This is a genomic window from Ideonella sp. (genome assembly GCF_036277275.1).
Taxonomy (GTDB): Bacteria; Pseudomonadota; Gammaproteobacteria; order Burkholderiales; family Burkholderiaceae_C; genus Ideonella.
On the sequence record NZ_DASUNH010000042.1, the window covers coordinates 24,176 to 45,129 of the forward strand.

General features: G+C 67.9%; 25 protein-coding genes and 2 tRNA genes. 16 read left to right on the top strand and 11 right to left on the bottom strand.

Annotation, left to right across the window (positions count from 1 at the left end):
• The first annotated feature begins 8 nt into the window (after nt 1-8).
• The 6 genes from pal (at nt 9) to VFY73_RS08595 (ending at nt 3,043) form a co-directional block, all read left to right on the top strand.
• Nucleotides 9-512 (top strand): peptidoglycan-associated lipoprotein Pal, encoded by a 504-nt coding sequence (gene pal, locus VFY73_RS08570; RefSeq protein ID WP_414654436.1) that lies wholly within the window; start codon nt 9-11, stop codon nt 510-512.
• A 4-nt stretch (nt 513-516) separates the two neighbouring features.
• On the top strand, nt 517-1,299 hold the full coding sequence (ybgF, locus tag VFY73_RS08575) for a tol-pal system protein YbgF (protein WP_329717655.1): 783 nt from the start codon (nt 517-519) through the stop codon (nt 1,297-1,299).
• A gap of 4 nt (nt 1,300-1,303) precedes the next feature.
• Nucleotides 1,304-2,146 (top strand): tRNA threonylcarbamoyladenosine dehydratase, encoded by an 843-nt coding sequence (locus VFY73_RS08580; RefSeq protein WP_329717657.1) that lies wholly within the window; start codon nt 1,304-1,306, stop codon nt 2,144-2,146.
• Between the two features lie 14 nt (nt 2,147-2,160).
• Nucleotides 2,161-2,236, top strand: a tRNA-Lys gene (locus tag VFY73_RS08585).
• 51 nt (nt 2,237-2,287) lie between these two features.
• Nucleotides 2,288-2,363 (top strand) — tRNA-Lys (locus VFY73_RS08590).
• Nucleotides 2,364-2,551: 188 nt separating this feature from the next.
• Nucleotides 2,552-3,043, top strand: a complete 492-nt coding sequence (locus VFY73_RS08595; RefSeq protein ID WP_329717659.1) for a DUF421 domain-containing protein — start codon at nt 2,552-2,554, stop codon at nt 3,041-3,043.
• 12 nt (nt 3,044-3,055) lie between these two features.
• Here the strand turns inward: VFY73_RS08595 and xth are convergent, their stop codons facing one another.
• Nucleotides 3,056-3,847 (bottom strand): exodeoxyribonuclease III, encoded by a 792-nt coding sequence (gene xth / locus VFY73_RS08600; RefSeq protein WP_329717661.1) that lies wholly within the window; start codon nt 3,845-3,847, stop codon nt 3,056-3,058.
• 201 nt (nt 3,848-4,048) lie between these two features.
• Between xth and VFY73_RS08605 the strand changes: the two genes are divergently transcribed.
• Together VFY73_RS08605 and VFY73_RS08610 are read left to right on the top strand one after the other, a co-directional pair.
• Nucleotides 4,049-4,255 carry a hypothetical protein gene (locus VFY73_RS08605; protein ID WP_329717663.1) on the top strand — a complete coding sequence of 69 codons (207 nt, stop codon included), beginning with the start codon at nt 4,049-4,051 and terminating at the stop codon, nt 4,253-4,255.
• A 71-nt stretch (nt 4,256-4,326) separates the two neighbouring features.
• Nucleotides 4,327-4,977, top strand: a complete 651-nt coding sequence (locus tag VFY73_RS08610) for a hypothetical protein (RefSeq protein WP_329717665.1) — start codon at nt 4,327-4,329, stop codon at nt 4,975-4,977.
• A 22-nt stretch (nt 4,978-4,999) separates the two neighbouring features.
• Here the strand turns inward: VFY73_RS08610 and VFY73_RS08615 are convergent, their stop codons facing one another.
• Nucleotides 5,000-5,197, bottom strand: a complete 198-nt coding sequence (locus VFY73_RS08615) for a hypothetical protein (RefSeq protein WP_329717667.1) — start codon at nt 5,195-5,197, stop codon at nt 5,000-5,002.
• Nucleotides 5,198-5,252: 55 nt separating this feature from the next.
• On the bottom strand, nt 5,253-6,734 hold the full coding sequence (locus tag VFY73_RS08620) for a tetratricopeptide repeat-containing sulfotransferase family protein (protein WP_329717669.1): 1,482 nt from the start codon (nt 6,732-6,734) through the stop codon (nt 5,253-5,255).
• Between the two features lie 128 nt (nt 6,735-6,862).
• On the opposite strand from VFY73_RS08620, the gene apbC reads away from it, so the two are divergent.
• Nucleotides 6,863-7,954, top strand: coding sequence for an iron-sulfur cluster carrier protein ApbC (gene apbC / locus VFY73_RS08625; protein ID WP_329717671.1), 1,092 nt, complete (start codon nt 6,863-6,865; stop codon nt 7,952-7,954).
• A gap of 50 nt (nt 7,955-8,004) precedes the next feature.
• Here the strand turns inward: apbC and VFY73_RS08630 are convergent, their stop codons facing one another.
• From VFY73_RS08630 to VFY73_RS08640, 3 genes are all read right to left on the bottom strand, one after another.
• The gene (locus VFY73_RS08630; RefSeq protein ID WP_329717673.1) at nt 8,005-8,556 is read right to left on the bottom strand and encodes a DUF962 domain-containing protein; all 552 of its coding nucleotides are present in this window, start codon (nt 8,554-8,556) and stop codon (nt 8,005-8,007) included.
• A 278-nt stretch (nt 8,557-8,834) separates the two neighbouring features.
• Nucleotides 8,835-9,866: a 2-dehydropantoate 2-reductase gene (locus tag VFY73_RS08635; RefSeq protein ID WP_329717675.1), complete on the bottom strand. Its 1,032-nt coding sequence runs from the start codon at nt 9,864-9,866 to the stop codon at nt 8,835-8,837.
• Nucleotides 9,863-10,399 (bottom strand): DUF962 domain-containing protein, encoded by a 537-nt coding sequence (locus VFY73_RS08640; RefSeq protein ID WP_329717677.1) that lies wholly within the window; start codon nt 10,397-10,399, stop codon nt 9,863-9,865. Before VFY73_RS08640 ends, VFY73_RS08635 begins: the two co-directional genes overlap by 4 nt.
• Nucleotides 10,400-10,492: 93 nt before the next feature.
• Between VFY73_RS08640 and VFY73_RS08645 the strand changes: the two genes are divergently transcribed.
• From VFY73_RS08645 to VFY73_RS08670, 6 genes are all read left to right on the top strand, one after another.
• Nucleotides 10,493-11,266, top strand: a complete 774-nt coding sequence (locus VFY73_RS08645) for a Crp/Fnr family transcriptional regulator (RefSeq protein WP_329717679.1) — start codon at nt 10,493-10,495, stop codon at nt 11,264-11,266.
• Entirely contained in the window at nt 11,263-12,771 is a 1,509-nt protein-coding gene (locus VFY73_RS08650; RefSeq protein WP_329717681.1) for a C13 family peptidase, read from the top strand. The genes VFY73_RS08645 and VFY73_RS08650 overlap by 4 nt, the downstream gene beginning before the upstream one ends.
• Nucleotides 12,772-12,801: 30 nt before the next feature.
• The gene (dcd, locus tag VFY73_RS08655) at nt 12,802-13,371 is read left to right on the top strand and encodes a dCTP deaminase (RefSeq protein ID WP_329717683.1); all 570 of its coding nucleotides are present in this window, start codon (nt 12,802-12,804) and stop codon (nt 13,369-13,371) included.
• A 126-nt stretch (nt 13,372-13,497) separates the two neighbouring features.
• Nucleotides 13,498-13,818: a hypothetical protein gene (locus VFY73_RS08660; protein WP_329717685.1), complete on the top strand. Its 321-nt coding sequence runs from the start codon at nt 13,498-13,500 to the stop codon at nt 13,816-13,818.
• Between the two features lie 181 nt (nt 13,819-13,999).
• Nucleotides 14,000-14,875 (top strand): KPN_02809 family neutral zinc metallopeptidase, encoded by an 876-nt coding sequence (gene ypfJ, locus VFY73_RS08665; RefSeq protein WP_329717699.1) that lies wholly within the window; start codon nt 14,000-14,002, stop codon nt 14,873-14,875.
• Between the two features lie 52 nt (nt 14,876-14,927).
• Entirely contained in the window at nt 14,928-15,353 is a 426-nt protein-coding gene (locus VFY73_RS08670) for a DUF1801 domain-containing protein (RefSeq protein ID WP_329717701.1), read from the top strand.
• Nucleotides 15,354-15,370: 17 nt separating this feature from the next.
• Here the strand turns inward: VFY73_RS08670 and VFY73_RS08675 are convergent, their stop codons facing one another.
• Entirely contained in the window at nt 15,371-15,658 is a 288-nt protein-coding gene (locus tag VFY73_RS08675) for a hypothetical protein (RefSeq protein ID WP_329717686.1), read from the bottom strand.
• Between the two features lie 191 nt (nt 15,659-15,849).
• Between VFY73_RS08675 and VFY73_RS08680 the strand changes: the two genes are divergently transcribed.
• Nucleotides 15,850-17,067, top strand: a complete 1,218-nt coding sequence (locus VFY73_RS08680) for a zf-TFIIB domain-containing protein (RefSeq protein ID WP_329717688.1) — start codon at nt 15,850-15,852, stop codon at nt 17,065-17,067.
• Between the two features lie 7 nt (nt 17,068-17,074).
• Here the strand turns inward: VFY73_RS08680 and VFY73_RS08685 are convergent, their stop codons facing one another.
• The 4 genes from VFY73_RS08685 to VFY73_RS08700 all read right to left on the bottom strand — a co-directional run.
• Entirely contained in the window at nt 17,075-17,449 is a 375-nt protein-coding gene (locus VFY73_RS08685) for a hypothetical protein (RefSeq protein ID WP_329717689.1), read from the bottom strand.
• A 69-nt stretch (nt 17,450-17,518) separates the two neighbouring features.
• Nucleotides 17,519-18,976 (bottom strand): sensor histidine kinase, encoded by a 1,458-nt coding sequence (locus tag VFY73_RS08690; RefSeq protein WP_329717691.1) that lies wholly within the window; start codon nt 18,974-18,976, stop codon nt 17,519-17,521.
• A 5-nt stretch (nt 18,977-18,981) separates the two neighbouring features.
• Entirely contained in the window at nt 18,982-20,346 is a 1,365-nt protein-coding gene (locus tag VFY73_RS08695; RefSeq protein ID WP_329717693.1) for a sigma-54 dependent transcriptional regulator, read from the bottom strand.
• 44 nt (nt 20,347-20,390) lie between these two features.
• Nucleotides 20,391-20,954: ABC transporter permease (locus VFY73_RS08700; protein ID WP_329717695.1), on the bottom strand; the 564-nt coding region annotated here is incomplete at its 5' end.

The window sequence follows — 20,954 nt, forward strand, 5'->3', positions numbered from 1 at the left end:
CTGGCACGATGTCGGCATTGGCGCTGGTCTGGCTGGCGGGCTGCAGCTCGACCAAGCTGGACGAGCCGGCACCGGTGGAAAACCGCACCCCGACGGAGGTCGGCGCAGGCAACACTGCCGCCAAGCCCGCCGAGAGCGCGGTGAAGACGGTGGACCTGGGCGCCAACGCCACGCCGCCCGCCGGGCTGGGCCGCACGGTGTACTTCGACTTCGACAGCTTCGTCGTCAAGGACGAATACCGCCCGATCGTCGAGGGCTATGCCAAGTTTCTGGGTGCCAACAAGGCCAAGAAGATGCTGATCGAAGGCCACACCGACGAGCGTGGCAGCCGTGAGTACAACCTGGCGCTGGGCCAGAAGCGCGCGGAAGCGGTGCAGAAATCGATGCTGCTGGTCGGCGCGACCGAAGGCCAGCTCGAAGCGGTGAGCTTCGGCGAAGAGCGCCCTTCCGTCCAAGGCAGCGACGAGGCCGCCTGGGCCAAAAATCGCCGCGCCGAGTTGAAGGACCGCTGAGCCCATGCTGCTTGCCCGACACATGTTGCGCAGCGTCGCGCTCGGCGCGCTGATGGCCGTTTGGCTGCCCGCCCAGGCGGGCTTGTTCGACGACGAAGAAGCGCGCAGGGCCATCCTCGACCTGCGCAACAAGGTGACGCAGGGTGAGCAGCAACGCGGCGAACTGGCGGCCCAGGTGAAGCAGCTCACCGAGCAGATCCAGACGCTGCAGCGCAACCTGCTTGACCTGAACAACCAGAACGAGCAGTTGCGCTCCGAAATGGCCCGACTGGTCGGACAGAACGAGCAGATGCTGCGCGATGTGTCCGAAGTGCAGCGACGCCAAAAGGACATTGCGCAGAACGTTGACGAGCGGGTGCGCAGGCTCGAGCCGCAGCAGGTGTCGGTCGACGGCAAGGACTTCCTGGTCGAGGCCGAAGAGAAGCGCGCCTACGACGACGCGATGGCCACGATGCGCGCCGGCGAGTTCGACAAGGCAGCGCCGGCGCTGGTCACTTTCCTGAAACGCTACCCGAGCAGTGGTTACGTCGATTCGGCACGTTACTGGTTGGGCAACGCGCAATACGGGTTGCGCCAGTACAAGGATGCGATCGCCACCTTCCGGGCTTTCGTGGCTGCCGCGCCGGACAACCTGCGCGCGCCAGAAGCCTTGCTCGCACTGGCCAACTGCCAGGCCGAGCTGAAGGACAACAAGAGCGCCAAGCGCACGCTCGAAGAACTGATCCGCCAGTACCCGAAGTCCGAAGCCGCGCAAGCCGGCCGCGAGCGCATCGTCACGCTGAAGTGACCGGGTGAACCACCACCACGCGAGCCTCCCCAGTGCGCCGCCTGAAGACACGCCCGATCTGGAGCGCCGCTTCGGCGGCCTGCGGCGGCTGTATGGCCACGCCGCGTATGAACGGCTGCGCGCTCTGCGCATTGCAGTCGTCGGCCTGGGCGGCGTGGGCTCGTGGGCGGTCGAGGCGCTCGCCCGTTCGGGTGTGGCCGAACTGGTGCTGATCGACATGGACCATGTCGCCGAGTCCAACATCAACCGGCAGATCCAGGCCACCGGTGCCACGCTGGGCATGGCCAAGGGCCAGGCGCTGGCGCAGCGTGTGGCCGACATCCACCCGGGTTGCGTGGTGCACGTGGTGGACGAATTCGTCGATGCCGGGAACTGGCCACACCTCCTGCCCGGGCCGGTTGATGCATTGATCGACGCCTGCGATCAGGTTCGCGCGAAGGCCGCGATGGCCGCCTGGGCCTTGCAAGAGCGCGTCTTCCTGGTGTGCTGCGGTGCGGCCGGCGGCAAGCGCCACGCCGAGCGGCTGGACATCGCCGATCTGGCCGCGGTGACGCACGACCCGTTGCTTGCATCGCTGCGCCAGCGCCTGCGTCGCGAACATGGCGCCACCAAAGCCGGCCAGGGCACGATCGGCGTGCGCTGTGTGTTCTCGCGTGAGAGCGTCGCGCCGCCGACCGACGCGGCGTGCGATACCGAAACGGGTGATGGCAGCTTGAACTGCCATGGCTATGGTTCGGCGGTCACGGTGACCGCGAGTTTTGGCTTCGCGGCGGCGGGCGAGGCACTGGCGTTGTGCCTCTCGCAACACGCCTCTTCCCAATCAAGAAAAAGTCATGATATGATCTAGGGCTCTACCGGTAAGGGTTGTTAGCTCAGTCGGTAGAGCAGCGGACTTTTAATCCGTTGGTCGCAGGTTCGAATCCTGCACAACCCACCAACCTGAAGGCTTGCCGCAAGGCCAGACCAGCAGGCGTCGAATGAGATCTCAGGGCTCTTAGCTCAGTTGGTAGAGCAGCGGACTCTTAATCCGTTGGTCGTAGGTTCGAATCCTACAGGGCCCACCAAATTCGAATGAAGAAGGACTCGCCGCAAGGTCAGTCCTTTTTTCATGGCCGATCGCTGCGCATGTGCTTCCTCGCAGGAGCGGCGTCGACGCCGGCTGCGGTGTTGTCTGACTGCCGACCGGTGCGCCGGCCGACACGGGTGAGCCAGCCCAACCGCTAAGTTCTGGTATCGCCCCACGCGCATCACCATGGACTGGTCCCACCTCTTTGCACTCACGGTACCGCCCCTCGAGCTGATGCTGCGGGGCACGTTGCTCTACTGGTTCTTGTTCTTGGTGTTCCGTTTCGTGCTGCGGCGCGATGCCGGCTCGATGGGGGTCACCGACTTCCTGTTCATCGTGCTGATCGGCGACGCCGCGCAGAACGGCATGATCGGCGACGCCACCTCGTCGGCCGATTCGATGCTTTTGATCGCCACGCTCGTCGGCTGGAACGTGCTGCTGGACGCGCTGGCCTACCGCTCACCGGCGTTCGAGCGTTTTGCGATGGGGCGGCGCCAGTGTCTGTTCAAGGATGGGCAATTGCGACGCAGCCAGATGCGACGCGAGTTCATCACTGCCGAAGAACTGAAGGAAAAAGTTCATGAAGAGGGCGTCAAAAGCTTTGACGATGTCGAGTTGATCTACCTCGAGCCGAGCGGCGAGGTCACGGTGATCCCGAAACAATCCGGCAAGAAATAGCCGCAGTGCCGTTCAAGCGCCGCGCTTCGCCGCCAGCGTCACCCAGGCGGGCGCATGGTCGCTGGCTTTTTCGACGCCGCGCATGGCACGGTCGACCCCCGCGTCCTTCAGCCGTCTGGTGGCCGCAGGGTTCAGCAGCAGGTGGTCGATGCGCAGGCCGGCATTGCGTGGCCAGCGCTGGCGGAAGTAGTCCCAGAAGGTGTACATGGGCTCGCCCGGGTGCTTTGCGGCGATCGCGTCGGTCCAGCCCTGCGCCAACAGCTCGCGGTAGGCCGCCCTCGATTCGGGCTGCAGCAGCGCGTCGTCGAGCCAGGAGCGGGGGTTGTAGATGTCGGCCACGTCGTCGGTCGGCACGACGTTGTAGTCGCCCACCAGCAGCACCGGTTCCGTTTGATCGACCAGCTCGCGGGCGTGCGCGATCAGGCGCCTGAACCACGCCAGCTTGTAGTCGAACTTGGGGCCGGGCTGCGGGTTGCCGTTGGGCAGGTACAGGCAGCCCACCAGCACACCGGATGCGGCGGCTTCGAGGTAGCGGCTCTGCACGTCCTGCGGGTCTCCAGGCAATCCGCGCCGGGTCTCGACCGGCTGGTTGCCGCGGGCCAGGATGGCGACGCCGTTGTAAGACTTCTGCCCGCTCCATAACGCCCCATAGCCAGCCTCTTCGATCGCAGCCTTCGGAAAGGTCGCATCCGACGTCTTCAACTCTTGCAGGCAGACAACGTCGGGCCGGGCTTCGTCCAACCAGCGCAGCAGGCCGGGCAGGCGGCCGTTGATGCCGTTGATGTTGTAGGTCGCGATTTTCATGAAGGCCTCGGCGTCGATCCTATCGGCGCCCGCGGCAATTCACACGCCCGCGGCTGCGTGGGTGGCTTGGTGCTCGCGGCCCATCGCTCCCACATGCCATCCAGCGGGCTGCCGCTGCGGCTGGTCGCACGCCGGTGGCGATGGTCGAAGGGGCTGCCTAGAGTCCACCCATCGACAGCCCTCTCCACCCAGGAGCCGACCATGACCACCAGCCCCCTCCGTTTCGCGCAGCAGGAATCTCAGGTTCGTCGCACGGCCGCCGGCGTTGCGCTGGTGATGGCCCTGAGCCTGATGGCGGCGCTGGGCCAGGTTGCCAATGGCCAGTACGACGACGCGCTGATGGCCCAGGCCGATGTCGCGCCGACGCAGGTGGTGGTGATCACTGCCAAGCGCCTGTCGGGCGCCTGAACCCTCGCGGCCGACTGTGGCAGCGGCTGCATCGTTCGGCGATGCCGGCGAGCCGATGTCATGATGGTGGCGTGAAAGACTCGGCTTCCAAACGCGACCGCGCACAGCTTCCCGCTACCCGCGGCGACAACAGGGCCCCCAGCAGCGCCTCGAAGGTCGCCACCGCGATCCTCGGCTTTCTGGGGGAGGTGCCGGGCTCGAAGGCCAAGCTCAGCCACCAGCCGGCAGAAGCCGCACGAACGATTGCCGCCACTTCGGCGGCCAAGGCAGCGGCGGCGGCGGGCACTCTGGCGCTGCCGCCGGGCCCGCTTGGCTGGTTGACGATCCTGCCGGAGATGCTGGCAGTCTGGCGGATCCAGGCCGGCATGGTGGCCGACATCGCTGCCTATTACGGCAAGTCCGGCACGTTGACGCAAGAGCAGATGCTGTACTGCCTGTTCAAGCACACCGCTTCACAAGCCGTGCGTGACCTGGTGGTGCGGATGGGCGAGCGGGTGATCGTCAAGCAAGCCTCGTTGAAGGTGCTGCAGGCGGTGGCTCAGAAGATCGGGTTGAAGGTTTCGCAACGAGGGCTGTCGCACGGTGCGTCGCGTTGGTTGCCGGTGGTGGGTGCCTTGGGCGTGGCCGCCTATGCGTACTACGACACGGCTCAGGTGGCCAAGGCCGCGATCGAGCTGTTCGAGCGCGACATCGAGCTGCAGCCCCCCGACGCAGACCTATGAAGCCGGTGTTGCGCGGCGGGCTTCAATCGACGGCGATCCAATAGACGTGGCCCTTTTCGCACTTGTACTCGGCGAGCGTCTTGCCGGCTTCCTGCCGCGTATTGCCGGTAGGCGTCATCGTCGTCTTGTCGACCGGGCAGGGTTGAACCTCGACCACGGCGGGCACGCCGGCCAACAGCAGCGCCGCGACCAGGCTGAGCGAACTCGTGAACTTGCGCATACGGCACCTCCAGCGGGGAACGGAGCAAAGCCCGTTCCCGCGGCGTGTCAGTTGCTCAGATCAGATCGCGGCCCAACTGACGCCGCAGTTCGGCGACCAGCGGATCGAGATGGCGCGCATAGTTGCGCCAGCGGCCCGAGGAACGGGTGTAGAGCGCTTCGCGGGCCTGCCACACCGTGGAGGTCTTGATTGCGGAGTCGTTCAGGTGAAAGTCCAGGCAGGCCGGTTCCCATGCCAGGCCCAGATTGCCGAACAGGTCGCGCAGCAGCGGCTCGGGCTCGGTGACCAACGCGTCGTAGCTGATGTCGAGAATGTCCGAGCCGTACAGCGCCTTCCAGTGCAGCATCAACCGGTGGTACTGGCCGTACCAATGCGCCACGTCGGTCAGCTCCAGCGCATAGGGCACCGTGTGGCTCAGGTGCAGGAAGTAGATCGCCAAGCAGTTGTCGATCGGGTGGCGCCGGGTGTGGATGATCCTGGCCTGGGGGAACATGGCCTTGATCAAGCCGATGTAGAGGAAGTTGTCGGGCCGTTTGTCGATCAGCACCGTGGCGTTCGGGTGCAGCCCACGCACGGTGGCCAGGTAACGCTCGCGCATGCGGGCGATGGTCACCATGTCGATCGGCACGCCGCTGTCCAGGCCGGGCAGGTGCTGGCGGATGAGCGTGGGCAGCAGGTCTGGCTCACTGCCGGCGGTGACTTGGGAGTGGCTCGACAGAATCTGCTCGACCAGCGTCGCACCGGAGCGCAACATGCCGCAAGCAAAGACCATCCGGGGAACGCTCTCGTGAGCCCTGCCTGCCGGCGAGGCCTGCGGAAAGGCCTGCATCAGGTGGTCGACCATCTCCTCGTGGGCCCGCCGGTCGTAGTGCGCGCCTGCCGGAGAAGCCGCCTGCCGACTGGCCGTGTTGGCCGCCTGGTAGGCTGCAAACGCCTCATCGTAGGCCTTGACCTTGTCCAGCGCCGCGCCCAGGCTGAAGCCCAGATCGGCGCGTTCGGCGGCTTGCGCGTTGGGACGGGCAATGGCCTGTTTCATCCGCTGGATCAACAGATCGTCGGCGCGCGACAGCGGCTGGATGCTCGTCAGCCGGGCCAGCGCCAGGGCATTGAACGGGTCGATGAACAGCGCGCGGCTGTAGTGTGCGATCGCGCCTGAGCGGTCGCCGCGGTGCTCGCAGATGTTGCCCAGGTTCAGCAGCGCCGGCACGTAGCGAGGGTTCAGGCCCAGCGCGGTGCGAAGCTCACCTTCGGCGTCGAAAGGGCGCCCCAGGTAGTCCGCCAGGATGACGGCACGGTTCAGGTGCACCTCCTCGGGCTGCTCGGCCTTGAAGTCGAGTGCCTGTTGGTAGGCGAGCAGTGCCTCGTCGAACCGGCGCACACGTCGCAGCAGCCGCGCGAGGTTGTACCAACTGTTGGGTGAGGCCGGGCGCAGATCCAGCGCCTTCTGGTAGGCAGCGATGGCCTCGCGGACCTGGCCAACGCGGGCGAGGTGCGCGGCCTGAGCGAACAGGGTATCGACGCTTGCTTCGGGGGGCACAGCAGATCCGGGGGCAGGATTGGAAGCGGAAATGCCCATCAGCACATGAAAAGAGCCTGGGCTAGACTGCATAGCTTACGTTGCCGCGCGAATGCCGCACGTCGCCCTTTCTCACAGTCCACCACACCATGCCCGTTTCCGAGACCGCGCTGCTCGACGCCTTGCGCACCGTCGTCGATCCCCAAACCCAGCAGGACTTTGTTTCGGGCAAACAGTTGCGGCACTTGCGCATCGACGGCGACAACGTGTCGTTCGAGGTCGAACTGGGCTACCCCGCGAAGAGCCAGTATCCCGCGCTGCGCACCGGGTTGTCGGCCGCGGCGCGCAGCGTCGAAGGCGTCGGGCAGGTCGACATCCAGTTCGGCTTCAAGGTCGTGGCCCATGCGGTCCAGCGCGGCGTCGCGCTGTTGCCCCAGGTGCGCAACATCATCGCCGTGGCCTCCGGAAAAGGCGGCGTCGGCAAGAGCACGACAACCGTGAACCTGGCGCTGGCGCTGGCGGCCGAAGGGGCCCGCGTCGGCATCCTGGACGCCGACATCTACGGCCCCAGCCAACCGATGATGATGGGCATCAGCGGCCGGCCCGAGAGCGAGGACGGCAAGACCATGCAGCCGCTGGAAAACCATGGCGTGCAGGTGATGTCGATCGGCTTCATCGTCGAGCCCGACCAGGCGATGATCTGGCGTGGCCCGATGGCGACCCAGGCGCTGGACCAACTGCTGCGGCAGACGAATTGGAGTGATCTCGATTACCTGCTGGTCGACATGCCGCCGGGCACCGGCGACATCCAGCTCACGCTCAGCCAGCGCGTGCCGCTGACCGGCGCGGTGATCGTGACCACGCCGCAGGACATCGCCCTGATCGACGCGCAGCGGGGCCTGTCGATGTTCGAAAAGGTTGGCGTGCCGGTGCTTGGCATCGTCGAAAACATGGCCATCTATTGCTGTCCGAACTGTGGCCACACCGAGCACATCTTCGGCGCCGACGGTGGCCGCAAAATGGCCGAGCAACGCGGCGTGCCTTACTTGGGCGCATTGCCGCTGACGATGAAGATCCGCGAACAGGCCGACAGTGGCCACCCGACGGTGGTGGCGGAACCCGATGGCGAGATTGCCGGGTTGTACAAGTCGGTCGCACGCCAGGTGGCGGTGAGGGTGGCTCAAAAGGCCAAGGACTTCTCGGCCAAGTTCCCGACGATCAGCGTCTCGAAATCGACCTGAGCATCGAATCGGCCGGCGCGGCACGTTGCGTCAGCGCGCCGTCGTCGGCGTCAAGCCGGCAAGGCGAGGTCGCGGATGTGGGTCGGGCCGGCGCGGCGCTCGATCTCGTCGCGCAGGCCGTGCAGCAAGCCGAGCGAGAACAAGGCTTCGGCGGTCACGAACTGGGGGCCGACGAGCAGGCCGATCAGGTCGTCGGTGAAAGCCGGTTTACGGCCTTCGTAGACGTGGCCCAGAAACTGGATCACCCAGCCCAGCAGGAACAGCCCCAGGCCCCAAGCCAACCAGGTGGCCACGCCATGCGCGGCCAGTGGTGCCGCCAGCAGGATCAGCGCGCCGTTGAGCAGGCTGACGGCAGCGCCGAGCATGAATTCGCCCCGTGTCAGGTACCACAGCGTGCTGATGCCCCACAGCAACAGCGCGGGTGTGAGCAGCAGCTCGCCGACCGGCGTGGCCACATCCATCGTCGGTCGCGCCAGCAACACACCGATGGCGAACACGATCATCGGAATACCGACAAAGTGGGTCGCGATGTTGCGGCGGTCACGGTGGTAGTGGGCGTACTGGACCAGCAGCTCACGGGCCGGGCGGAAAGGTGAGGGCATGGCAGCCTCCCGGTGTCGGTGCATGACTAGTGTCGTGTCCCGCAAAAAACCGTCATTGCGATGGGCCGCAATGGGGATGGTCGCGAGACGACGAGCCGGGCAGATACCTCGTGGTATCTGCCCGGCTTGGCGGCCCAGCCGTCCAAACGCACGATCATCACCATCTGGTCGAATCTCAATGGCAGCTATTTGTGGGACAAGACACTAGATGCTAGCGCTGCGCAAGGGGGCTGAACAGGGTTCCGTGACGGTTGTGTGGCGGCTTTGTGTGACACCTGTCAATGCAAGCCCAGGCGCTGCTTCAAGGCAGCCGCCGGCAGCGGCCCCGGGTCGTTCGGCCACGCCTCGACCAAGGCCTGGATGCGCTGGTTCAAAGGGGCTTCCTGCCCCTGTGCACGGGCCAGGCGCACGACCTCGCCGCACAAGGCGTCGACCTCGGTCGTGCGGCTCAGGGCCAGGTCGTCCGCCATGCTGGACCGGGCTTCGGGGTCGATGCGCAACATGCGTGCGGCGATGCGGCGAAACAACCAATCCGGCAACGACAGGATCGTCGGCAGCCGCTCTGGCGGCACCGCCGCCACCTGTGCCGGGCTGATGCCGGCGGCGGCCAGCGCCGCCAGGGCTTCGCGCTGCAATGCGGCAAACACCTGGCGGTAGCCGCGCTGCATCAGCTCGGCCCGCAAGGGCAGGCCGGACAAGGCGTTGACCGGGTTGTTCAGGTTCAGCAGCAGCTTGCCCCACTGCACGGGCTTCAAGTCGTCGTACAGGCGCAGCGGCAGCCGGGCCGCATCGAACAGCGGCAGCCAGGCTCGAAGGGCCGGGGCGTCCTCGGCTGCCAGCTTGCCGCCGGTGCCGCGGTGCAAATGCCCGGGCCCGAGTTCGGCGATGTTGTAAGGCACCATGCCGGGCAGCCAGCGAAGCGCCGGCGCCTCGGCGCGGCCGACGTCTGCGTTGCCGAGCCCGTTCTGCAACGACAGCACCGGCGTGCCCGCCGGCAGCATGGCCCCCAACGCGGCGGCGGCCTCGCGCGTGGCGCCGCACTTGACCGTCAGCAGCACCAGCGCCGGCGTCACGCTGGCTGGCACCGCTCCCCACAGGTGCAGCGCGGGTGGAGGCAGGCGCTCGTCACGGCCGTCCTGGTCGGTCACGCGCAGGCCATGCACGCGCCAAGCCCCGAGTGTGCGTGGGCGGCCGACGAAATGCACCTCGGCGCCGGCGGCCTGCAGGCACGCGCCGACATAGCCACCGACGCTGCCGGCGCCCATCACCAGCAGCGGCCCCGGTGCGGCAGGCAGCTTGGCCGCAGTCAATGCGAGGCCAGGGGCTGCTTCAGGTCGCGGATGTGCGTCGGGCCGGCCTGGCGCTCGATCTCGGCATGCAGCTCACGACCCCAACCGAGCGCGAACAGTGCCTCGGCGGTCACGAACATCGGGCCGACCAGCAGGCCGACCAGGTCGTCGACGAACGCCGGCTTGCGACCCTCGTAATAGTGACCGACGAACTGCAGCACCCAGCCGACGACGAAGGTGCCGACACCCCACACCAGCCATTCGGTGGTGCTGCCACCGGCAACCTGGTGGGCCAGCGCCACCAGCAGCCAAGTGGCTGCGCTGACGGCCACGGCCAGATCGAGCCGGCCACGCAACAGGTACCACACGGTCACCAGTGCGGCGGCGACCCACGCCGCAGTCAGCGCGAAGCCTCCCACCGTGAAGCTCGCCCGTGCCAGCAGCACGCCGATGGCGAAGACGATCATCGGAATGCCGACGAAGTGCGTCGCGATGTTGCGGCGGTCGCGGTGGTAGTGGGCATACTGGATCAACAGTTCGTTCGCACGGCGCATGGTCGGCCTCCTTGGGCGGCAAGTGGCCACATGCTAGGAGCGTGCGGCCGGGCTGACTGTCAAAACGCCGACATTCGGCCCGCGCTCACGACCATGCACGATCAGGACATTCCCGAAGCTCCCTGGCCCGAGGCGTTGGCCGCCTGGCGCGCAGTGATGTGGGCCGACACCTGGTTCGCCGGCATTCCCCCTTCATTGCGCCAGGCGCTGCTGCAACTCGGGCGGGTGCAGTCGCTGGGCCCGGGCCGGGCGCTGTTCGGCCGTGGCCAGGCGGCCGAAGGCCTGTGTTGCGTGCTGGAGGGCGCGCTGCGCGTGGGCGCGGTGCAAGCCGACGGCAGCGAGTCGGTGCTCGCTTTCGTCGAGCCTGGCCAGTGGTTCGGTGAGATCTCGCTGATCGATGGCCAGCCGCGCACCCACGATGCCACTGCCGATGGTCCGACCACCGTGCTGCAGGTGCCCCAGGCGGCGTTGCTCGGCTGGTTGGCCAAGTACCCCGCGCATTGGCAGGCGATCGCGCAACTGGCGTGCGCGAAGCTGCGCATGCTGTTCGGCGTGATCGAGGACATAGCGCACCGCCCGCTCGAGGCCCGCCTGGCCAAGCGGCTGTGGCTGGTCGCGCACGGCTATGGCGGCCGGACCTCCGCGCCGCGCACGACGTTGCGGTTGCCGCAAGAGCAGCTGGCGCTGATGCTGGGGGTCAGCCGCCAGAGCGCCAACAAGGCGCTGCGGGCACTGGAGGCCAGAGGGGTGATCGCGCTGCGCTATGGCGGCATCGACCTGCTCGACCTGGCCGCGCTGGCGGTGCTCGGCGGGGGCCTCGGCTTCATCGGTACAGTGCCGGCTGCAAGGGAGGCAGACACAACATGACGGAAGAGATGGGGATGCCGGTGGCCGTGGCAACGGCTGTCGCGGTGCCGGTGCGCATGCCCGCGCCGCGGCACGCGCCGATGAAAAAGGGGGCGCTGGGCGCGTGGTGGGCGCAGGGCGTGCGTACTGCGCTGTTCATGCGGCCGGATTGGCGGGGGCTGCAGGTGTCGCCGGCCAATCTGTGTTGGCTGGTGCTGGTGGCTTGCGGCGCCGCGATCGGGCTGGAGCGCTTGTACATCGATGGACCGGCACGTTTCTACTGGCCGGCGTTGATGTCCAGTGCCGTGTGGGTCGTCGTCTGGGCCTGGACTTGCTGGTGGGTCATGCCGCCGGTCCCGGCGCCGGCCGACGCGGCCCCGAACGCATGTCGCGCACCAGACGGCGCAGGGTTGCTGTCGATGATGCTGGCGCAGTCGCTTCCGATCACCGTCTGCATCGGCCTGCTGATGCTGCCGATGGTGCAGGGCGAACTCGACCTGGTGCAGGCCTTTGGCCCCTGGAGCGCCTGGTCGCTGATGGTGCTGCCGGCGTTGTGGCCGATGTTGTCCCAGATCGTCCTGTTGTGGCGCGGTGCGACGGCCCGGCCGCGCGCCAAGCTTGCTGCCAGTGTGCTGCTTGCGATGGCGATGGCGCTGATGATGGCCGGCGACTCGTACTTTCGCCACTGGTACCCCACGGCGCCCAGCGGGATGACGGACGAGGACAGCATCGACACGTTCGAGCTGACGCAGGAGCTGATCGAGCTGCAGTCCACCCTGATGACGCAACGCCTGAAGGCGCTGCAACCCCAGCGCAAGAACGCGATCGACGTCTATGCCGTCACCTTTGCTCCCTACGCCGAGGTCGATGTGTTCCGCCGCGAGAGCCAGCTGGTGGTGGACCTGATGGCCGAGCGCTTCGACGCGCAGGGCCGCACGATCCAGCTGGTGAACCACCGCGAAGCCGCACGCGAATGGCCCTGGGCCACGCCGCTGAACCTGCAGCGCGTGATTCGGCAGGTGGCGCAGAAGATGAACCGCGAGCAGGACGTGCTGTTCCTCCACCTGACCTCGCATGGCGCGCAGTCCGGCGAGCTGGCGGCCAGCTTCTGGCCGCTGGAGGTCGACGCGGTCACGCCCGCGCATTTGAAGCAATGGCTGGACGAGGCCGGCATCCGCCACCGCATCGTGTCGATTTCCGCCTGCTACTCCGGCAGCTGGATTGCCCCGTTGGCCGACCCGGACACGTTGGTGATGACGGCGGCTGACGCCGAGCACACCTCGTACGGATGCGGCCGTCGCTCGGAGCTGACCTTCTTCGGCCGCGCGATGTACGCCGAGCAACTGCGCCAGACCCGTTCGTTCGAGCACGGCCATGCGCAGGCGCGGGTCGTGATCGAGCAGCGCGAGAAGGAAGCCGGCAAGACCGACGGCTATTCGAACCCGCAGATTGCGATGGGTCAGGGCATGCGCGAACACCTGCTGCGGCTGGAGGCGCAACTCGACAAAAGCGCGCCGGTGCGATGAGAGAATTCGGGCTTACCTGAAGGCCTCCCGATGAGCATCAAGAGTGACAAGTGGATCCGGCGCATGGCTGAGCAGCACGGCATGATCGAGCCGTTCGAGCCGGGCCAGGTGCGCAATGCGCCCGACGGCCACAAGATCGTCAGCTACGGCACCTCGAGCTACGGCTACGACATCCGCTGCGCGCGCGAATTCAAGGTCTTCACCAACATCCACTCGACGGTGGTCGACCCGAAGAACTTCGACGAGAAGAGCTTTGTCGACATCGAGAGCGATGTCTGCATCATCCCGCCCAACAGCTTCGCGCTGGCGCGCACGGTCGAGTACTTCCGCATCCCTCGCAGCGTACTGACGATCTGCCTGGGCAAGAGCACCTATGCCCGCTGCGGCATCATCGTCAACGTCACCCCTTTCGAGCCCGAGTGGGAGGGCTATGTGACGCTGGAGTTCAGCAACACCACACCGCTGCCGGCCAAGATCTACGCCGGCGAAGGTTGCGCGCAGGTGCTGTTCTTCGAGAGCGACGAGGTCTGCGAGACCAGCTACGCCGATCGCGGCGGCAAGTACCAGGGCCAGCGCGGCGTCACACTGCCGAAGGCCTGACTGAGCTGGGGCGATCTGCGGCGTTTCGGCCCGGTTTTGGCCGCTGTTCGGCGGATCGGCCGCCTGCCGCTGGCCGCACCATCGCAGGCGCTTGGGTCCCACGCCAGGCGCCCTCAGGAGACTGCGATGCCGACCTCGACCACAGCCCATGCCCCCATGCCCGCCCGTCTGCCTTTCGTGGCCGGCCTGGACGCTGGGGTACTGGCCAGCCTGCCGTTGGGGGCCGCTGGCGGCGATGCCGGCGTCCAGGCCCTGCAGCGCTTCCACGCGCTGATGGCCGCCGAAGGCCACCCGGTGCAGATGACGCGCATGTGTTTCGACAGGCTCTACGCCTACGAGCGCATCGCCTTGGCCCATGCCGGCAGCGACCCCGCGCTGCGCCAGTTGGCGCTGCAGCTGTTCCATGCGTGCCACTACAGCCGCTCGCCGCAGCGCACTTTGTCATAAATAGTTTCACAATCGGTCGATCGGGCCCGTGAAGGCGGTCGCCCCTGCCGGCCGGCTCTCCGGGCGCTTGGCGCGAGTCTTGCCCTTGCCCCAGACGACCCGATGGCTCGGGTCGACGCTGTGTGTGAACAAGGCCCGGCCGGGTGACCGCCCGGCGCTGAAAACCGTGGGGGATGGTGCCATGCGCTGGGAAGGCAACCGACAAAGCGACAACGTCGAGGATCGCCGCGCCGCTGGCGGCGGGGGGGGCATCGGCCTGGGGGGCCGCAGCATCGGCCTGGGCACCGTCGCGGTTGCGGTCGTCGCCGGCTGGATCTTCGGCATCAACCCGCTGACGATGCTGGGTCTGCTCAGCGGCGACCCCGTTGCCGGTCCGCCGGCGGCCGAGGCGCCCGGCCAGGCGCCGCCGGCCAATGATCGCGAGGCCGCCTTCGTCTCGACGGTGCTGGCCGATACCGAAGACGTCTGGGGCCAGCTGTTCCAGCAGGCTGGCGGCCAGTACCAGCCACCCAAGTTGATCCTGTTCCGCGGCTCGACGCGCACGGCCTGCGGCCTGGGCCAATCGGCGATGGGGCCGTTCTATTGCCCGGGCGATCAAAAGGTCTACATCGACCTGGCCTTCTACGACACGCTGCGCCGCCAGCTCGGCGCGCCGGGCGACTTTGCCCAGGCCTATGTGATCGCGCACGAAGTGGGCCACCACGTGCAGAACCTGATGGGCATCAGCGATCAGGTCGAACAGCGTCGGGGCCGCGGCAGCCAGGCGCAGGCCAACGCGCTGTCGGTGCGCCTGGAGCTGCAGGCCGATTGTTTTGCCGGCCTCTGGGGCCACCATGCCAACAACGCGCGCCAGATCCTCGAATCCGGTGACATTGAAGAGGCGTTGAACGCAGCGTCACGCATCGGCGACGACGCGCTGCAACACCGGGCGCAAGGCGAGGTGGTGCCCGAGAGCTTCACCCACGGCTCCAGCGCGCAGCGGGTGGCGTGGTTCCGCCGTGGGCTCGAGAGCGGCCGGGTGCAGGACTGCGACACCTTCCAGTCGCGCCAGCTCTAGCGAACCGAGCTGCCACCGCCCATCACGCGCACTGCTGGAGCCCGACTTGATCATGCGCACCGGCTCCCGTTCCAAGGCCCTGGTCTCCGCCTGGCTGGACTTCCAGCCCGAAGCCCAGCGCGAGGTGGCTCAGGCGTTGCGCGCGGCAGTGCGTGAGGCCGAGCCGGCGTTGAACGAGATCGTGCGCTGGGGCCAGCTGGTCTTTGTCTGGGCGGGCGTGCCGCTGCTGGCGATTGCGCCGCACCGGGGCCATGTCAATCTGCAGATCTTCAACGGCCACCTGCTGCCCGCCGATCTCGCGCCGCTGGAAGGCAGTGGCCGTGGCGCGCGCAGCTACAAATGCCGCCTGAACCAGCCGGTGGATGTCGTGCTGGTGCAGATGCTGGTGGCCGCCAGCGTGGCGCGTGCGCCGCATGACGAGCGCGCCGGCATGCCCCGCGATCAGCCCGGCACCGACGCGGACGCCGAGCCCAGCTGAGCCTGCGGCTCTCAGGCTCAGGCCGTCGATCGGGTCGAGGGCTGAACCACCTCCAACCAGTCGCAGCGAAGTTGCTGGCGTTCGTGCAGCCGACGCCGAAACCGCAGGTAGGCCGGTGGCATGAAGAACAGCAGCACGCAGGCCAGCACAGCCCACGGGTCGTCCAGCATGATGAAGGCCGGTGCCCCCATCCAGCCCATCAGCCACAGTGTCAGCACGGCGTCCCAGGCGTAGGACTCGATCGGCGCGCCCCGGCGGTGCGCCACCATCCAGGCCTTCATTGCGGACAGTTGAGCGAGGTTCATGGCGGGCTCCGGCGGCTGCTTGGGCCAGATCGTAGCGCTGTTGTCAGTTTCATGTCAGCTTCAGTTTGGGGAGGCGACTCACTCATTTGCGGGACGCCGGCCAACGGCCGAGTCGAACTTCACGCTCGGCCGTGATTTCGGTTCGGGCGGGCGGTGCCTGCCGATACGGCCTCTCGCCGAGAATGCGCGCCGTGACGCCGACGACGCCCGCTGACCCGACCTTCCACTCGCCGATGGGCTGCCCGCGCTGCCGAACACCGATGCAGGTGCTGGCCCTGCCGTCGCACAAAGGGGCGCCGGTCACGGTGGAGCAGTGCCCGGGTTGCCGGCTGGTCTGGTTCGACCGTTTCGAATCGGTGCACCTGGAGGCATTGGGCTGGGTGCGGTTGCTGCGGGTGATGGAGACGTCGGCGAAGCAGCCGCTGGCCCAGGCGCAGGTCGAACACCCCACTTGCCCGATCTGCGCCGCGCGGCTGCGCCCCGTGCAGAACCAGACCCGCTTCGGCCTCTTCGCGGTGCTCGAATGCCGCCATGGCCACGGCCACCTGCACAGCCACAGCGGCCTGCTGTCGGAGCGGGGCCTCGTCAGGCGCCCGGGCCTGGCCGAGCGGCGCGCGCTCGCTGAAGAGAAGCTCGCGCTGCACTGCCTGAACTGCGGCGGCCCGGCGGCCACCGGCGACGACCACTGCCGCTATTGCCGCACGCCGCTGGTGGTGCTCGATCTGCCCCGGTTGGCGCATTCGCTGCGGCCGCGCGCCGAGTCGATGGCCGCCTCGCCGCAAGGCCTGGGCCGGCACCTGAACTGGCCCTGCCGGGGCTGCGGAGCGCCGCTGGATCCGGGCCGCGACATCAACTGCTCGCGCTGTGGCCACATGGTGGTCGCACACGACCTGCCGGACATCGATCCCTTGCTCGACTCGGCGGAGGCCGAACTGGCCGAACTGGCCGCTGTCCAGGCCCGCCGGCTGGCCCGCTACCCCAGCATGCAGCGGCGGCCGGCCCCACAGGCCGAGCAGGCGCCGGCCGCCCCCTCACGCTTTCACGGTGTGATGCTGGGCGGCTGGACGCCGCTGTTGTTGCTGCTGGTGCTGGCCATGGCGCCGGTGGTCGGGGCGTTCGCCGGCTTGTTCAAGTCGACGCAGACGGAACGCATGGCCCTGGTCTTCATGGCCGGCGCGCTGGTTGCCTTCATGGCGTTCTGCGGCCTGGCGCGTGGGGTGGGTGAGCGCCGCGCCTGTCACGCGGCGATGCTGATCGCTGCGGTGCCGAGCTTCTGGCTCGGCGGCGGCGAAGGGGCGGCATCGGTGCTGCTGATCGGGGCGTACGTCAGCCTCTCGGCGGTCGTGACGTTCGTCTTCACATTCTTTTATCGCGGCTACCGCGACCTGGTGTTCAGGCGCTTCGACTAAGAGCCTCTCAGGCTCTGACGCCGCCGGAGGTGGCGCTGCCCACCCCGCCGATCACGCCACCCAGCACGAGCACGTACCACAGCGACGCGCTGCTGTCGCCGCGCAGCTGCACCAAGCCTGCGCCACTGGCCATCAGGCCAATCGCGGCCAGCAACGCCAGCAACAGCAGGCCACCGCCAAGCAGCCGCGTCGGCGCCCGCACGGCGGGGTCACGGCTGCCGACCACCAGCAGACCGTAGCCGATCAGTGTGAACAGCGGGAACAGGACCCACAGCGTCAGCCCGGGGGTCGCCGCCATCCAGCCCATCGGCGCTGTCACCAGAACCACGGCCGACAGGAAGCCCAGCAGGGCGAGAACGCCACCGGTGATCACGATCAGCATGGTGCGACGACTTCAAGAGATGAGAGAGCGGAAAGCATAGCGCCGGTGGCATTGCTCCACGCTCGGCGTTCACCCGGCGGGCAGGATCAACGTCACGACCAATCCTCCGCCTTCGCGGTTGGCCAGCGCAATGCGCCCACCATGGGCCTCGGCGATCTCGCGGGCCAGTGCGAGGCCGAGGCCGGTGCCGCTGCGTTTGGTCGAGTAGAACGGCAGCAGCGCCTGGGCCAGCACGGCCTCGCTCATGCCGGGGCCTCGATCGGCGATGGTGAAGCGGGTGTCGCCTTCCCGGCTGGTGATGCCCAGGCTCACCGCATCGGCCGCGCTGCCCGATTCATGCGCGTTCTTCAGCAGGTTGATCAGCGCCTGCTCGATCTGCCCGGCGTCGAAGCGTGCGGGCGCGCCGGGCGCGTCACCGTCCAGGCGAAACTGGCTGTGGCCGGCCAGGCGTGCCAGGAAGTCGGGCCAATCGACCGGCTCGATACGTGGCTGCGGCAGCTTGGCGAACTGCGCATAGCTGGACAGGAAGCTGTGCAGGTGGGCGGCTCGGCCGCCGATGCTGTCGAAGACCTGTGGCAGCCTGTCAGCCTGGCCGCGGCGGGCCAGCTCGGCACCGCTGTGCGCGAGCGACGAGATTGGCGCCAGCGAGTTGTTCAGTTCGTGGCTGATGACCCGGATGACGCGCTTCCAGCTGGCCACCTCTTCGCGCGCCAGTTCACGCGTCATGCGCCGCAGTAGCAGCAGCCGATGCGGCGTGCCTTGCAGCAGCAGCGAACGCTGCGAGAGATGAAAGTGCTCTTGGTGGCCGCTGTCGTCGGCGACCGAGAACAACTGGTCCTGCTGGCTGGCCACGGCCTGGCGCAGGTCGGGCGATGCGTCGGCCAGCACCGCCTCGAGCTGCATGCCGACGAGGTTGCGCCCGTGTGCCAGCAACTGCCGCGCGGCGATGTTGGCGTAGACGACCTGGCCGGCGTGGAGCGAGGCAGGGCCATCCCCCGACGACCGGCCCGTGTCGGGCGGCGACGGCGCCACCGCCTGGGGCCGCGCATCGCTGCACAGCAGCAGCGCCAGCGGGGTGTTCTGCACCACGGTGTCGAGCAGCAGTTCGCGTTGAGCCAGTTGCTGGCGCTGCTCGCGCAGCGCGTGGCCGAGTTCGCTGTGCAGCCGCAGCAGCTCGCCCAGCTCACCGCGGCCCTGCGCGCGGATCGACATGCTGAAGTCACCTTCACGGTAACTCAGCACGGCCCCTTGCAACGCCCGCAGAAGGCGGTGCAGCGGTGCCGTGGCGTAGGCGGCCAGCCCGAACACGAAGGGCAGCAGCAACACCAGCGTCCAGCCCAGTGCCGCGGCGCTGCCAGGCACCGGCGCGCTGACATTCCAGCCCAGCTCGCGATGCAACAACGCCAGCATCGGCGGCAGCGCCCATTGCACCAGCGCCATGTGCAGCAATGCCGCCAGCAGCACGACCGCCATCAGCAACAGCGCCAGGCGCGCCTGCAAACCGATCAATGGCCCGCGTGCGGCCATGGGTGTCAGGTGGGCGAGCCGGTGCCGGCCTCGATGGCCAGGCCGTAGCGCTCCATGCGCCGGTACAGGGCCTGTCTCGACAGACCAAGCGCCTGCGCCGCGCGGCTGACCACGCCGTGCGCATCGGCCAGCGCGGTCAGCACGGCCTCGCGGCTGGGCTCGTTGAGATCACGCGCGGCAGCAGGCCGGGCCGGTGCCTCGATCTGCAGATGGGCCGGCGCGATGACGCCATCGCCCGCCAGCAGCGCGGCGCGGGCCATCACGTTCTTCAGCTCACGCACGTTGCCAGGCCAGGCGTGGGCCAACAGCGCATCGCGCGCCGCGTCGCCCAGGCGGTCGGCCCGGCCGCCCAGGAAGTGGATCGCCAATGGCAATACGTCGTCGCGCCGCAGCGCCAACGGTGGCACACGCAGTTCGAACACATTGAGCCGGTAGTACAGATCTTCGCGGAAGGTGCCGACCGCGACCATGGCCTTCAGGTCGGCGTTGGTGGCGCTGACGATGCGGGCGTCGGATTCGCGCGTCTTGCTCGAACCCAGGCGCTCGAACCGGCCGGTCTCCAGCACACGCAACAGCTTGACCTGGCCGGCCAGCGGCAGGTTGCCGATCTCGTCGAGGAACAACGTGCCGCCGTGCGCGGCTTCGAAACGGCCTTCACGGGCGCGATGGGCGCCGGTGTAGGCGCCGCTGTCGGCGCCGAACAGCTCGGCCTCGATCAGCTCGGCCGGCAGCGCACCGCAGTTCAGCGCGACGAAAGGCGAGCGTCGGCGCGTGGAGTTGGCATGCACCAGCGCCGCGACATGCTCCTTGCCGCTGCCGTTGGGCCCGGTCACCAACACCGGCAGATCGGTGCGTGCCACCTGCGCCGCCAGCTCCAGCATCGACAGCATCGCTTCAGACTGGAAGACCAGGCCGTCGATGTCGAAGTTGCGCAGCAGGGCGTCACGACGGGTTCTGCGTTCTTGCCGGCTGCGGCTCAGTTCGCGGTTCGAGTCGCCCAGCTCCAGCAGGTTCTCCACCGTGGCCAGCAGCTTCGCGTCGTCCCACGGCTTGGCCAGGTAGTCGGCAGCACCGGCCTTGATCAGCTCGACCGCGCTTTCCAATCGCGTCCACGCGGTCAGCAGGATCACCGGCAGGTCAGGGCTGCGCTGGCGCAGTGCACGAAACAGCGCCACGCCTTCTTCGCCCGAAGTGGTGTCGGCGCTGAAATTCATGTCCTGGATCACCAGGTCGACCGGCTGGCGGGCCAGCAGTTCCAGGCCTGCGGCCGGTGTTGCGGCGTGCAGGGCGTGGATGTCCTGCAGCGACAGCAGCAGGCCGAGGGCTTCGCCGACGCCGGGGTTGTCGTCGATGATCAGAACGGTGTGCATGAGCCAGCGAGCATATCAACCGCTCGCGCGGTGGCGGCCCGTCATCAGCTGCGCAGCGCCGCCACCGGCGGTAGTGCCGCGGCGCGGCGGGCCGGCGCGAGCACCGCGATCTGGCCCAGCGCCCACAAGGCCAACGCGCCGATCGGCAGGTAGACCAGCGGCAGCCGCGGCATCTCGTAACTCGCCATCAGCACCAGGCTCAGGCCGAATGCACCGCCCATGCCCAGCACGATGCCGACCGTCGACAGCAGGAAGTTCTCGAGCTGGAAATAGCGCAGGATCTGCCCGCACGTGGCGCCCATCGCGCGGCGGGTGCCGATCATCCGCGTGCGCTGCTGGACCCAGAAGCTGGCCAGTCCGACGATGCCGAACGCGGTGACCACCAGCAGCGCCACGATCACGCCACCCATCAGCCAGACCATCGCGCGGTCTTGCGCGTAGTAGGCGGCGCGCATTTCGGTCAGGGTCTTGGCTTGGGTCACGATGCGCGTGGCGTCGACGCGCTCGATGATCCCGGTCGCGGCCTTCAGCACCGCCTCACGCTGGGCCGGGTCGACACGAACGATGTAGTTGCCGCCGCGAAAGCTCGGTCGCACCGGAAAGAGCAT

What these genes read in the sequence shown, in the direction of transcription:
- VFY73_RS08605 (WP_329717663.1), top strand. Translation starts at nt 4,049, where the DNA reads ATGACCACCAGCCCCCTCCGTTTCGCGCAGCAGGAATCTCAGGTTCGT.
- VFY73_RS08595 (WP_329717659.1), top strand. Translation starts at nt 2,552, where the DNA reads ATGGACTGGTCCCACCTCTTTGCACTCACGGTACCGCCCCTCGAGCTG.
- VFY73_RS08690 (WP_329717691.1), bottom strand. Translation starts at nt 18,976, where the DNA reads ATGGCCGCACGCGGGCCATTGATCGGTTTGCAGGCGCGCCTGGCGCTG.
- VFY73_RS08685 (WP_329717689.1), bottom strand. Translation starts at nt 17,449, where the DNA reads ATGCTGATCGTGATCACCGGTGGCGTTCTCGCCCTGCTGGGCTTCCTG.
- VFY73_RS08675 (WP_329717686.1), bottom strand. Translation starts at nt 15,658, where the DNA reads ATGAACCTCGCTCAACTGTCCGCAATGAAGGCCTGGATGGTGGCGCAC.
- xth (WP_329717661.1), bottom strand. Translation starts at nt 3,847, where the DNA reads ATGAAAATCGCGACCTACAACATCAACGGCATCAACGGCCGCCTGCCC.
- VFY73_RS08640 (WP_329717677.1), bottom strand. Translation starts at nt 10,399, where the DNA reads ATGCGCCGTGCGAACGAACTGTTGATCCAGTATGCCCACTACCACCGC.
- VFY73_RS08615 (WP_329717667.1), bottom strand. Translation starts at nt 5,197, where the DNA reads ATGCGCAAGTTCACGAGTTCGCTCAGCCTGGTCGCGGCGCTGCTGTTG.
- VFY73_RS08630 (WP_329717673.1), bottom strand. Translation starts at nt 8,556, where the DNA reads ATGCCCTCACCTTTCCGCCCGGCCCGTGAGCTGCTGGTCCAGTACGCC.
- VFY73_RS08660 (WP_329717685.1), top strand. Translation starts at nt 13,498, where the DNA reads ATGCCGACCTCGACCACAGCCCATGCCCCCATGCCCGCCCGTCTGCCT.
- VFY73_RS08670 (WP_329717701.1), top strand. Translation starts at nt 14,928, where the DNA reads ATGCGCACCGGCTCCCGTTCCAAGGCCCTGGTCTCCGCCTGGCTGGAC.
- ypfJ (WP_329717699.1), top strand. Translation starts at nt 14,000, where the DNA reads ATGCGCTGGGAAGGCAACCGACAAAGCGACAACGTCGAGGATCGCCGC.
- pal (WP_414654436.1), top strand. Translation starts at nt 9, where the DNA reads ATGTCGGCATTGGCGCTGGTCTGGCTGGCGGGCTGCAGCTCGACCAAG.
- dcd (WP_329717683.1), top strand. Translation starts at nt 12,802, where the DNA reads ATGAGCATCAAGAGTGACAAGTGGATCCGGCGCATGGCTGAGCAGCAC.
- ybgF (WP_329717655.1), top strand. Translation starts at nt 517, where the DNA reads ATGCTGCTTGCCCGACACATGTTGCGCAGCGTCGCGCTCGGCGCGCTG.
- VFY73_RS08650 (WP_329717681.1), top strand. Translation starts at nt 11,263, where the DNA reads ATGACGGAAGAGATGGGGATGCCGGTGGCCGTGGCAACGGCTGTCGCG.
- apbC (WP_329717671.1), top strand. Translation starts at nt 6,863, where the DNA reads ATGCCCGTTTCCGAGACCGCGCTGCTCGACGCCTTGCGCACCGTCGTC.
- VFY73_RS08695 (WP_329717693.1), bottom strand. Translation starts at nt 20,346, where the DNA reads ATGCACACCGTTCTGATCATCGACGACAACCCCGGCGTCGGCGAAGCC.
- VFY73_RS08645 (WP_329717679.1), top strand. Translation starts at nt 10,493, where the DNA reads ATGCACGATCAGGACATTCCCGAAGCTCCCTGGCCCGAGGCGTTGGCC.